At 62.4% G+C, this 12,252-nt stretch carries 8 protein-coding genes; 4 read left to right on the top strand and 4 right to left on the bottom strand.

The genetic code is table 11. The annotated features are described in order from the left end of the window. Positions 1 to 145: 145 nt before the first annotated feature. The 3 genes from zipA to BT116_RS25415 all read right to left on the bottom strand — a co-directional run bounded on the left by zipA (position 146) and on the right by BT116_RS25415 (position 5,400). On the bottom strand, positions 146 to 991 hold the full coding sequence (zipA, locus tag BT116_RS25425) for a cell division protein ZipA (protein ID WP_063322223.1): 846 nt from the start codon (positions 989 to 991) through the stop codon (positions 146 to 148). Positions 992 to 1,249: 258 nt separating this feature from the next. Further along, a complete protein-coding gene (gene smc / locus BT116_RS25420; protein ID WP_072348114.1) occupies positions 1,250 to 4,738 on the bottom strand; it encodes a chromosome segregation protein SMC in 3,489 nt (1,162 codons plus the stop codon). A gap of 2 nt (positions 4,739 to 4,740) precedes the next feature. Then, positions 4,741 to 5,400, bottom strand: a complete 660-nt coding sequence (locus BT116_RS25415) for a GntR family transcriptional regulator (RefSeq protein WP_072348112.1) — start codon at positions 5,398 to 5,400, stop codon at positions 4,741 to 4,743. A gap of 265 nt (positions 5,401 to 5,665) precedes the next feature. On the opposite strand from BT116_RS25415, the gene xdhA reads away from it, so the two are divergent. The 4 genes from xdhA to guaD all read left to right on the top strand — a co-directional run bounded on the left by xdhA (position 5,666) and on the right by guaD (position 11,833). Next, positions 5,666 to 7,120: a xanthine dehydrogenase small subunit gene (gene xdhA / locus BT116_RS25410; protein WP_072348111.1), complete on the top strand. Its 1,455-nt coding sequence runs from the start codon at positions 5,666 to 5,668 to the stop codon at positions 7,118 to 7,120. Further along, entirely contained in the window at positions 7,113 to 9,512 is a 2,400-nt protein-coding gene (gene xdhB, locus BT116_RS25405) for a xanthine dehydrogenase molybdopterin binding subunit (protein WP_072348109.1), read from the top strand. The genes xdhA and xdhB overlap by 8 nt, the downstream gene beginning before the upstream one ends. Positions 9,513 to 9,666: 154 nt before the next feature. Then, positions 9,667 to 10,509 (top strand): xanthine dehydrogenase accessory protein XdhC, encoded by an 843-nt coding sequence (xdhC, locus tag BT116_RS25395; RefSeq protein ID WP_072348107.1) that lies wholly within the window; start codon positions 9,667 to 9,669, stop codon positions 10,507 to 10,509. Positions 10,510 to 10,528: 19 nt separating this feature from the next. Next, on the top strand, positions 10,529 to 11,833 hold the full coding sequence (guaD, locus tag BT116_RS25390) for a guanine deaminase (protein WP_072348105.1): 1,305 nt from the start codon (positions 10,529 to 10,531) through the stop codon (positions 11,831 to 11,833). A 106-nt stretch (positions 11,834 to 11,939) separates the two neighbouring features. On the opposite strand, the gene BT116_RS25385 is transcribed toward guaD, so the two are convergent. Then, positions 11,940 to 12,252, bottom strand: a 313-nt coding sequence (locus BT116_RS25385) for an IS4 family transposase (protein WP_305883636.1), incomplete at its 5' end; no start/stop codon positions are given.

The following is a 12,252-nucleotide window of genomic DNA, read 5'->3' as shown; positions in this document are numbered from 1 at the left end:
GCTGGGCTGCGAAGCAGCCCCAAAAGTCATCAATTCAATTAGCCTGATCAGGCTAGGGCGTCAGGTTTCAGGGCTGCCTTGCAGCCCAGCGGGGATAAATCCCCTCGCCACAAAAAGCCCCTGCGCCACAAAGACTTTGCCGATTTCAGCGTTTCTGGGTCAACGCACGACGCTCGAATTCGACGATGCGCTGGCGGTAGTGCTCGATGGTCTGGGCGGTCAGCACGCTGCGCTGGTCATCCTTGAGTTCGCCATTGAGCTCCTGGGACAGCTTGCGCGCCGCAGCCACCATCACGTCGAAAGCCTGCTTGGGATGACGTGGACCGGGGAGGCCGAGGAAGAAACTGACGGCAGGGGTGCTGAAATGATCGATGTCGTCCAGGTCGAACACGCCGGGCTTGACGGCGTTGGCCATGGAGAACAGCACCTCGCCGTTGCCGGCCATGCTCTCGTGACGGTGGAAAATGTCCATCTCGCCGAAACGCAGGCCGCTTTCCAGGATGTTCTGCAGCAACGCCGGGCCCTTGAAACCGGCCGGATCGCGGCAGATCACGCTGATCACCAGCACTTCTTCAGCCTGGGCCTGGTCCTTGTCGGCGCTCGAGGTTTTGTTCTCGTCCGGGAAGTCGCTGTCGCGACTGCTGAAGCTCGGGCCACCATCCAGATCGAGGTTCAGGTTCAAATCACCCTGGGATGGCTCGCTGTTGCGCTTGCCGCGCTTGGAACCCGATTCCCGTGGCTCACGGGCAGGCGCGCTCATCGACGGCAAGTCGTGTTCGTCCAGCTGCGGCTCCTTGTGGGTGTCTAGCACCCGGGGCGGGCCCAACAGCTCGGCGTTGTCGTCCTCATCCGGCAGGTTCGACAGGCTGCGGTCCAGGCGAAACTTCAGCTTCCCCTTGCCGCCGCGCATGCGACGCCAGCCGTCGAAAAGAATACCGGCAATGACAATGATGCCGATGACGATCAGCCACTCGCGCAGACCGATTTCCATGTAATCCCGTGCCTCTATAAAAATGCTGAAAAATAAGGGGCTTAGCTATTTGCAAACCGCTTTAAAACGTGGCGCCAACTCTATGTTCTGAATGGCCTTTTGCCCACGCATACGAAAAATTGACATTAAACTAGCACGACCAAAGATAACTTTACACCGTCTGTCGCACAGGCTTGTGCCCAATCTGTGATTTGAACAACAGGCCCAAGGGTAAAAAATACCTACAGCGTTCCAAGTAGAAGCCCTACAACCGGTTGTTCAGGCATCCACCATGGCCATGGCCTCCTCCACATCCACCGCCACCAGCCGCGAACAGCCCGGCTCATGCATGGTCACGCCCATCAACTGATCGGCCATTTCCATGGCGATCTTGTTGTGGGTGATGTAGATGAATTGCACCGTTTCAGACATCTCCTTCACCAGCCGTGCGTAACGACCTACGTTGGCGTCGTCCAGTGGTGCGTCGACCTCGTCGAGCATGCAGAACGGCGCCGGGTTCAATTTGAAGATGGCAAACACCAGCGCCAGTGCGGTCAGCGCCTTTTCGCCACCGGAGAGCAAATGGATGGTGCTGTTCTTCTTGCCAGGAGGACGCGCCATGATTGTCACCCCTGTATCGAGTAAATCTTCGCCCGTCAGTTCCAAGTAAGCGCTGCCGCCACCGAAAACTTTTGGGAAAAGGGCCTGCAAACCGCCGTTGATCTGATCAAAGGTATCCTTGAAGCGGTTGCGGGTCTCCTTGTCGATCTTGCGAATGACGTTTTCCAGGGTCTCCAGCGCTTCCACCAGATCGTCGTTCTGGGCGTCCAGGTAACGCTTGCGCTCGGACTGCTGCTGGTACTCGTCGATGGCCGCCAGGTTGATTGCCCCCAGGCGCTGGATGCGCTGGGCAATGCGTTCCAACTCCTCCTCGGCGTCCTTCTCGTTCGCCCCGGCCACCAGGGTGGCGAGCACACCATCGAGGTCGTAGCCGTCTTCCAGCAGCTGGTCCTGCAAGGCTTTGCGCCGCACCGTCAGGGCTTGCCACTCCATGCGCTGCTGTTCCATCTGGCCGCGGATCAGTTGCGATTGCTGCTCGGCCTGGCTGCGACGCTTTTCCGCGTCGCGCAGTTCACGGTCGGCGTCCTCCAGGGCGATCTGCGCCGTCTTGAGTTCTTCGTCGACGCTCATGCGCTTGTCGAGCAACTCTTCGAGCTTGAGGCGCAGCTCTTCGAGCGGCGCTTCGCCCTCCTCCAGATTGAGGCTCAACTGCTCGCGTTTCTCGGTCAGGCGTTCGGACTGCATTTCCAGCCGTTCCAAGGCCTGGCGCGTGGAATCGTGCTGGGCCTTGAGCGAGCCCAGGCGCACCGCCAACTGATGGGCATGATCCTTGTGCTGGCGTGCTTCCTGGCGCACCCGGTCCAGGCGCTCACGCAAGCTGTCACGCTGGGCCAGCAGCAATTCACGCTGCTCGGTGTCCAGCGCCATGGCGTCGAGGGCTTCTTGCAGTTGCAAGCGCGCCTCGCCGATCTGTTCGTGTTCCAGCGCCCGCTGCTCGCCCAGTTCGGCGATTTCTTCTTCCAGGCGGGTGCGGCGCAACGCCAGCTGTTCGACCTTGGCCTTGCCGGCCGACAACTGTGCCTTGAGCTCGCCTTGCTGGCGCGCCTCATCCTGCAATAGCCGCCGCAGGTGTTCGCGGCCGTTTTCCTGCTGACGCTGTTGCGCCCGAAGGTTTTGCAATTCGGTTTCCAGAGCTTCGACGCTGGCCTCGCGCTCTTCGCGCTCGGCCCCCAGGCGCTGGATTTCCTGGCCCCGGGCGAGCATGCCGCTCTCGGCTTCGCTGGCCCGGCGCACCCGCAGGAAATGCCGGCCGACCCAATACCCGTCACGGCTGATCAGGCTTTCGCCGGCCGCCAACTGCCCACGCAGGGCCAAGGCCTGTTCAAGGCTGTCCACCGGTTTGACCTGCCCCAGCCAGGGCGACAGGTCGACGAGGGCCTCGACCTTGTCCAGCAAGCTGCCGGGGATGCGTACGCCGTCGCCAGCCGGGCTGAGCAGGCGCAGATCGCCCTGGGTGAAACCCGACAGGTCGAAGCCACCGAAGTCATCCACCAGCACCGCTTGCAGGTCGGCACCGAGTACGGTTTCCACCGCCAGCTCCCAACCGGCATCGACCTTCAGGCCTTCGGCCAGTCGCGGACGCTCAGCCAGGTGCTGGTCGCGCAGCCATTCGGCGGTGCCGGTGCCTGGGTCCAGCGCGGCTTGCTGCAAGGCTTCCAGCGACGCCAAGCGCCCATTGAGCCGCTGCAATTCGCCCTGGGCCTGTTGCTGGTTCTGCAAGGCCAGTTGCAAGGCCTGGCGCAGTTGCTCAAGCCGTTCGACCTGGGCGTCTTCGCTGGCCTGCAAGTCTTCGAGGGTGGCTTCGCTGGCGGCCAGTTGCTCGCTCAGGTCCAGGATCGCCGCGTCTTCCGGGTCCGCCGCGAGCAAGGCGCGCTCTTCGGCCAGGCGGCGCTGACGTTCGGCCAGGCGCTCCATGCTGGTTTCCAACTGCTGGATGCGCGATTGCTGGACCTCAGCCTGACGCCGTGGCTCGGCCGAGGTCAGGTTGAAACTGTCCCACTGCTCTTGCCAGGCGTGCATGGTCAGCTCGGCTTCTTCCAGGGCGGCAGCGGCTTCTTCGGCGGCAGCGCTGGTGATTTCCTGCTCCGGCGTGAGCCGGTCCAGCTCTTCGCCAAGGGTCAGCAGCAACGTGCGGTCGTGGCCCAGGTGGGATTCGGTTTCCAGGCGCGCCCGCTCGGCTTCCTTCAAGTCATCCTGCAACTGCCGCAGCCGTTGCTGACCGTGCTGGATGCTCTGCTCGACCCGGGCGATGTCGCCCCCCACGGAATAGAAGCGCCCCTGCACCAGATTGAAGCGCTCGGACAGGTCGTGGTGGCCGTCACGCAGGCGTTCGATGGCGGCGTCGGCGTTGCGTTGCTCCGCCACCAGGGCCTCGAAACTGACTTCCTGGTTGCCGATGATCGCCTCACGCTGACCGACCTGCTCATTCAACGCCTGCCAACGCAGGGCCGAAAGTTGGGCCTTGAGCTGGCGCTCCTCGCCCTTGTATTCCTGATACTTCTTCGCGGCCTCGGCCTGACGGTGCAGACGTTCCAGCTGGCGCTCGAGTTCTTCGCGCAGGTCGGTCAGGCGCGCGAGGTTTTCGTGGGTGCGACGAATGCGGTTTTCGGTTTCCCGGCGCCGTTCCTTGTATTTGGAAATACCGGCGGCTTCTTCAATGAAGTTGCGCAGGTCTTCGGGCTTGGCCTCGATCAGCTTGGAGATCATGCCCTGTTCGATGATCGAGTAGCTGCGCGGGCCCAGGCCGGTGCCGAGGAAAATATCAGTGATGTCGCGACGCCGGCACTTGGCGCCGTTGAGGAAATAGCTGTTCTGGCTGTCGCGGGTCACTTTGCGACGAATGGAGATTTCCGCATACGCGGCGTATTCACCCACCAGGGTGCCGTCGGAGTTATCGAACACCAGCTCGATGCTGGCCTGGCTCACCGGCTTGCGGCTGGTGGAGCCGTTGAAGATGACGTCGGTCATCGACTCGCCACGCAGGTTCTTGGCCGAGCTCTCGCCCATCACCCAACGCACGGCATCGATGATGTTCGACTTGCCGCAACCATTGGGCCCGACCACCGCCGCCATGTTACTGGGGAAGTTCACCGTGGTCGGGTCGACGAAGGATTTGAACCCCGCCAGCTTGATGCACTTGAGCCGCACGTTCAGGCCTTCGTCAGGGCAGAGACCACCAGATCGCAACTGCGCTGGGCATAGGCCGTCAGCACGAGGCGAATCTGCGGCAGATCACGGGCCAGCACAGCGGCGAGCAGGCGCTGGAACAGGTCGAGGAACTCGCTCATTTCCGCCTTGCGCTGGTCCAGGGCCAGGAAATAGGCGCGGCTCATGGCCGGTTGCAGGTTCTCGACGGTTTCCTGCAAATACGGATTGTTGGCAAAGGGATAGGCGGCGCGCATCACGCTGAAGCTTTCGTCGACGAAGGTGCGGATGTCCTGGCGCGCGTAGGCGTCGTTGAGACGCTGCTGGATCGCCACGAACGGCGCCATGTCGGCCTGCTCTTTCCAGCCATGGGCCACGGCGTTGCCCAGCAGGATGTACAGCTCGCTCATCAGCGTACAGAGGCTGCGCACCTTGTGCTCGGTGAGTTCGGTGACGTGGGCGCCGCGGCGCGGCAGGATCGCGATCAAGTGGCGTCGCTCCAGGATCAGCAAGGCCTCGCGGACCGAACCGCGGCTGACATTGAGCGCCAGCGTGACCTTCTGCTCCTGGATGCGCTCTCCCGGCTTCATTTCGCCGCGAATGATGCGTTCGGCGAGATGGTGGGCGATTTGCTCGGCGAGGCTGTCCGGGGCCTTGAACGTCATGGTTGTCCTTCAAACTCTTCGATTTGCACAAGCGGCGCAGTGTAGCGCACTCGATACGTCATGGCGCAGGGCCTGCAGCGGGTTTTTGGCACGATTCAAGCAAAAAAAGCAGGGCGTCACCCAAGGGTCAATACTGAACCTACACGTTGCTCATCGACAAAACGAATTTTCCTGACCTTTAAGTCAGAAAATCGTTGACCGAAAAGTCAAAACTGATAAATTCGGCCCAAGTCGATACAACAATAATGAGTCTGCGAGGCCTTCCGTGATCCAGTTTTTACTCAACCAGGAACTCCGTAGCGAGCACGCCCTGGACCCGAACCTGACCGTGCTCAACTATTTACGCGAGCATGTTGGTAAGTCCGGTACCAAAGAAGGCTGCGCCAGCGGCGACTGTGGCGCGTGCACCGTGGTGGTGGGCGAACTGCATGTGGATGAAACCGGCCGTGAGCGCATTCGCTACCGCAGCCTCAATTCGTGCCTGACCTTCGTCTCGTCCCTGCACGGCAAGCAACTGATCAGCGTCGAAGACCTCAAGCACCAGGGCCAACTGCACAGCGTCCAACAAGCGATGGTCGATTGCCATGGCTCGCAATGCGGCTTCTGCACACCAGGCTTCGTCATGTCGCTGTTCGCCCTGCAAAAGAACAGCGAACAATCCGACGCCCATAAAGCCCACGAAGCCCTGGCCGGCAATCTCTGCCGTTGCACCGGCTATCGGCCGATCCTGGCCGCCGCCGAGCAGGCTTGCTGCGGCAAGCAACCAGACCAGTTCGACGCCCGCGAGGCCGAGACCATCGCCCGCCTCAAAGCCATCGCACCGACCGAGACCGGCGAGCTCAACAGCGGTGACAAGCGCTGCCTGGTGCCGCTGACCGTGGCCGACCTGGCCGATCTCTACGACGCCTATCCCCAGGCGCGCCTGCTGGCCGGCGGCACGGACCTGGCCCTGGAAGTCACTCAGTTCCACCGCACCCTGCCGGTGATGATCTACGTGGGCAACGTCGCCGAACTCAAGCGCATCGAGCGTTTCGACGATCGCCTGGAGATCGGCGCCGCCACCGCCCTCTCCGATTGCTACGAAGCCCTGAAAGCCGAATACCCGGACTTTGGCGAACTGCTGCAACGCTTTGCCTCGCTGCAGATCCGCAACCAGGGCACCCTTGGCGGCAATATCGGCAACGCCTCGCCGATTGGCGACTCGCCGCCGCTGCTGATCGCCCTCGGCGCGCAGATCGTGCTGTGCAAGGGCCAGACCCGCCGGACCCTGGCGCTGGAAGACTATTTCATCGACTACCGCGTTACGGCGCGCCAGGAAAGCGAATTCATCGAGAAGATCATCGTGCCCCGAACCAGTGCCGAGCAGGCGTTCCGCGCCTACAAGGTGTCCAAGCGCCTGGACGATGATATTTCCGCGGTGTGCGCGGCGTTCAACCTGCGCATCGACAACGGCGTGGTCCGCGATGCCCGCATTGCCTTCGGCGGCATGGCCGCCACACCCAAGCGCGCCAAGCATTGTGAAGCGGCATTGATCGGTGCACCGTGGACCGACAGCGCCGTCGAACGCGCCTGCGCCGCCCTGGCCGAGGACTTCACGCCACTGTCGGACTTCCGTGCCAGCAAGGAATACCGCCTGCTCAGCGCCCGCAACCTGTTGCGCAAATACTTCATCGAACTGCAAACGCCGCACATCGAGACTCGGGTGACCGCTTATGTCTAACCATCACGCCGTAGAGAAGACCCAAGCCGAACTGGCCGAGCTGTTCGCCCGCGACCTGACCACCGGCGTGGGCCGTAGCGTCAAGCACGACAGCGCCGCCAAGCATGTGTCCGGCGAGGCGCAGTACATCGATGACCGCCTGGAATTCCCGAACCAGTTGCACGTCTATGCCCGACTGTCGGACCGCGCCCATGCCCGGATCATCCGCATCGACACCGCGCCCTGCTACGCCTTCGAAGGCGTGCGCATTGCCATCACCCATGCCGACATTCCAGGCCTCAAGGACATCGGCCCGCTGCTGCCCGGCGACCCGCTGCTGGCCATCGATGACGTGCAGTTCGTCGGCCAACCGGTGTTGGCCGTCGCCGCCAAAGACCTGGACACCGCCCGCAAGGCCGCGATGGCGGCCATCGTCGAATACGAAGACCTGGAACCGGTGCTGGACGTGGTCGAGGCCCTGCGCAAGCGGCATTTCGTGCTCGACAGCCACACCCACCAGCGCGGCGACTCGGCCACGGCCCTGGCGAGCGCCGAGCATCGCATCCAGGGTTCGCTGCACATCGGCGGCCAGGAGCACTTTTACCTGGAAACCCAGATTTCCTCGGTAATGCCCACCGAAGACGGCGGCATGATCGTCTACTGCTCGACCCAAAACCCCACCGAAGTGCAGAAACTGGTGGCCGAAGTGCTGGGCGTGTCGATGAACAAGGTCGTGGTGGACATGCGCCGCATGGGCGGCGGCTTCGGTGGCAAGGAAACCCAGGCCGCCAGCCCGGCGTGCCTGTGCGCGGTCATCGCCCACCTCACCGGCCAGCCAACCAAGATGCGCCTGCCTCGGGTCGAAGACATGCTGATGACCGGCAAGCGTCACCCCTTCTACATCGAATACGACGTCGGCTTCGACAGCCGCGGGCGCTTGCACGGCATCGCCCTGGATCTGGCGGGTAACTGCGGTTGCTCGCCAGACCTGTCGGCCTCGATTGTCGACCGGGCGATGTTCCATGCCGACAATGCATATTACTTGGGCGATGCGACCATCAACGGCCACCGCTGCAAGACCAACACCGCCTCGAACACCGCCTACCGTGGTTTCGGCGGGCCGCAAGGCATGGTCGCCATCGAAGAGGTGATGGATGCCATCGCCCGGCACCTGGGTCTGGATCCGCTGGCGGTGCGCAAGGCCAACTACTACGGCAAGACCGAGCGCAACGTCACCCACTACTACCAGACCGTCGAGCACAACATGCTCGAGGAAATGACCGCCGAGCTTGAAGAAAGCAGCCAGTACGCCGAACGCCGCGAGGCGATCCGCCGCTACAACGCCAATAGCCCGATCCTGAAAAAAGGCCTGGCGCTGACCCCGGTGAAATTCGGCATTTCGTTCACTGCCAGTTTCCTCAACCAGGCCGGCGCGCTGATCCACGTTTACACCGATGGCAGCATTCACCTCAACCACGGTGGCACCGAAATGGGCCAGGGCCTTAACACCAAGGTCGCCCAGGTGGTGGCCGAGGTATTCCAGGTGGAAATGGACCGCGTGCAGATCACCGCGACCAACACCGACAAGGTGCCGAACACTTCGCCCACCGCCGCCTCCAGCGGTGCCGACCTGAACGGCAAGGCCGCGCAGAACGCCGCCGAAACCATCAAGCGGCGCCTGGTGGAATTCGCCGCGCGACAGTACAAGGTCAGCGAAGAAGACGTGGAATTCCACAACGGCCATGTGCGGGTGCGCGACCACATCCTGACCTTCGAGGCGCTGGTGCAGCAGGCGTATTTCGCCCAGGTCTCGCTGTCGAGCACCGGTTTCTACAAGACCCCGAAAATCTACTACGACCGCAGCCAGGCCCGTGGCCGCCCCTTCTACTACTACGCCTTTGGCGCGGCCTGCGCCGAAGTGATCGTCGACACCCTCACCGGCGAGTACAAGATGCTGCGCACCGACATCCTCCACGACGTCGGCGCCTCGCTGAACCCGGCCATCGACATCGGCCAGATCGAGGGTGGTTTCATCCAGGGCATGGGCTGGCTGACCATGGAAGAGCTGGTGTGGAACGACAAGGGCAAGCTGATGACCAATGGCCCGGCCAGTTACAAGATTCCGGCGGTGGCTGACATGCCGTTGGATCTGCGGGTCAAGCTGGTGGAAAACCGCAAGAACCCCGAAGACACGGTGTTCCACTCCAAGGCCGTGGGCGAGCCGCCGTTCATGCTCGGCATCGCCGCGTGGTGCGCCATCAAGGACGCCGTGGCGAGCCTGGGGGATTACCAGCACCAACCGAACATCGACGCCCCGGCAACGCCGGAGCGAGTGTTGTGGGGGTGTGAGCAGATGCGGCAGTTGAAGGCCGTGAAGCCTACGCAAGCCGAAGCCGAGATGGCTCCGCTTTGAAGAGCGGACGCGGAGCGTGATGATCGTTCCCACGCTCTGCGTGGGAATGCAGCCCCCGACGCTCTGTGTCGAAGTTTGAAGAGCGGACGCGCAGCGTCCAAAGATGCATTCCCACGCAGAGCGTGGGAACGACCAGTCAGATGTCGAGGTGAATATGTACAACTGGATCAGCGCCCTCGCCGACCTGCAAACCCGCGGCGAACCCTGCGTGCTGGTGACGATCATCGAAGAACTCGGCTCCACCCCACGCAACGCCGGTTCGAAGATGGTCATCAGCGCCAGCCAGACCTTCGACACCATCGGTGGCGGGCACCTGGAATACAAGGCCATGGAAATCGCCCGGCACATGCTCGCCAGCGGCCAGCAGAACACCCATCTGGAGCGCTTCAGCCTCGGTGCGAGCCTGGGCCAGTGCTGCGGCGGCGTCACCGTGTTGCTGTTCGAACCCATGGGCCAGGTCCAGGCGCAAATCGCCGTGTTCGGCGCCGGCCACGTCGGCCGCGCCCTGGTGCCGCTGCTGGCCAGCCTGCCCTGCAAGGTGCGCTGGATTGATTCGCGGGAGGCGGAGTTTCCCGAACACCTGCCCCGTGGCGTGCACAAGATCGTCAGCGAAGAGCCACTGGATGAAGTCGACGACTTGCCCGTCGGCAGCTACTGCATCGTCATGACCCACAATCATCAGCTCGACCTGGAGCTGAGCGCCGCGATCCTCAAGCGCAACGACTTTGCCTACTTCGGCCTGATCGGTTCGAAGACCAAACGGGTCAAGTTCGAGCATCGCCTGCGTGATCGTGGTTTCGACAGCGCCGCCTTGCAACGCATGCGTTGCCCCATGGGCATCGGCGAAGTCAAAGGCAAGTTGCCTGTGGAAATCGCCATCTCCATCGCCGGCGAAATCATCGCCACCTATAACGCGGATTTCGGCCAGCACACCGCCCGCGCCGAACCGATCGCCAAGCTACTGCCGGCCTCGCGCCGCAGCCAGGCGAACCGTTGAACACTCGTTGAGAATTCCCATGCCCCTGACACGCAAAGCCTACCGCGCCGCCCTGCTCCACAGCCTCGCCGACCCGGCCGAAGTCGGTATCGAGGCGTCCTATGAATATTTCGAAGACGGTTTGCTGGTGGTGGAAAACGGCCAGATCAGCGCCATCGGCCATGCCCGTGACCTGCTGCCGAGCTTGGCGGCGGATATCGAAATAGCCCATTACCCGGACGCGCTGATCACGCCAGGTTTGATCGACACCCACATCCACCTGCCCCAGACCGGCATGGTCGGCGCCTATGGCGAACAGTTGCTGGACTGGCTCAACACCTACACCTTCCCCTGCGAAAGCCAGTTCGCCGACAAGGCCCACGCCGACGCCGTGGCCGATATTTTCGTCAAGGAACTGCTGCGCAACGGCACCACCACCGCGCTGGTGTTCGGCAGCGTGCACCCGCAATCGGTGAATTCGTTTTTTGAAGTGGCCCAGAAGCTCGACCTGCGCATGATCGCCGGCAAAGTGATGATGGACCGCAACGCCCCGGACTATCTGGTCGACACGGCCGAATCCAGCTACACCGAGAGCAAGGCGCTGATCGAGCGCTGGCACGGCAAGGGCCGCCTGCACTACGCGGTGACCCCACGCTTCGCGCCCACCAGCACTGCGGAGCAATTGACCCTGGCCGGTCAGTTGCTGGGGGAATATCCCGATTTGTACATGCAGACCCACATCAGTGAAAACCTGCAGGAAGTGCAATGGGTCAAAGAGTTGTTCCCGGAGCGCAAGGGTTACCTGGACGTCTACGACCACTACCAACTGCTCGGCGAACGCTCGGTTTTCGCCCACGGCGTGCACCTGTGCGACGACGAATGCGCTCGCCTGGCCGAGACCGGTTCGGCCATCGCCTTCTGCCCGACCTCGAACTTCTTCCTGGGCAGCGGCCTGTTCAACCTGCCGATGGCCGAAAAACACAAGGTGAACGTGGGGTTGGGCACGGATGTGGGCGGCGGCACCAGTTTTTCGCTGCTGCAAACCCTCAACGAAGCCTACAAGGTGATGCAGTTGCAGGGCGCGCGGCTGAGCCCGTTCAAGTCACTGTACCTGGCCACCCTCGGCGGCGCCCGGGCCCTGCGCCTGGAGGACAAGATCGGGACGTTGCAACCGGGTTCCGATGCGGACTTCCTGCTGCTGGACTACAACGCCACGCCGCTGCTGAGCTATCGCCTCAAGCAGGCCAAGGACATTGCCGAGCGGTTGTTCGTGCTGATGACGCTGGGGGATGACCGGACGGTGGCGCAGACTTATGCGGCTGGCCGGTTAGTACATCAGCGGTAGTCCCACTGATCGTTCCCTCACTCTGCGTGGGAACGCAGCCCGGGACGCTCCGCGTCCCCAAGAGCCGAACGCGGAGCGTCCGTTGAGGCATTCCCACGCAGAGCGCTCATCGTTCTACACAACTCTCGATGAGCGCACGCTGGGCTTCTAACGCGATAACAAACTCGCGTATTCGTTGCATCCCTATCCACATGGCCTTAGGGCCAGGAGGCCCGTCATTTTTGCGCCCTAAGTAGCCTCCCAGGCTTGTGACCAGTAAAACCATCTCGCCCAAAGAAGGTGGTACAGAGGGCGGTTGGCACCGTTTGACCACAACATAGGCCGCTTTCCATTCCGAAGCCTCAAACACCATCTCGCAGCTTAAATCCGGACAAGCACGTCCCAGCATCAGGCCGTAAAGCACGCGCCATGTGGTAATC

The organism is Pseudomonas sp. NFACC16-2 (assembly GCF_900119205.1).
GTDB lineage: Bacteria > Pseudomonadota > Gammaproteobacteria > Pseudomonadales > Pseudomonadaceae > Aquipseudomonas > Aquipseudomonas fluorescens_Q.
This window is presented reverse-complemented; position numbering and strand designations above follow the sequence as displayed.

Bases quoted from the DNA above. Each gene is read 5' to 3' on its own strand.
- zipA (WP_063322223.1), bottom strand. From the start codon at position 991: ATGGAAATCGGTCTGCGCGAGTGGCTGATCGTCATCGGCATCATTGTC.
- xdhB (WP_072348109.1), top strand. From the start codon at position 7,113: ATGTCTAACCATCACGCCGTAGAGAAGACCCAAGCCGAACTGGCCGAG.
- xdhC (WP_072348107.1), top strand. From the start codon at position 9,667: ATGTACAACTGGATCAGCGCCCTCGCCGACCTGCAAACCCGCGGCGAA.
- guaD (WP_072348105.1), top strand. From the start codon at position 10,529: ATGCCCCTGACACGCAAAGCCTACCGCGCCGCCCTGCTCCACAGCCTC.
- BT116_RS25415 (WP_072348112.1), bottom strand. From the start codon at position 5,400: ATGACGTTCAAGGCCCCGGACAGCCTCGCCGAGCAAATCGCCCACCAT.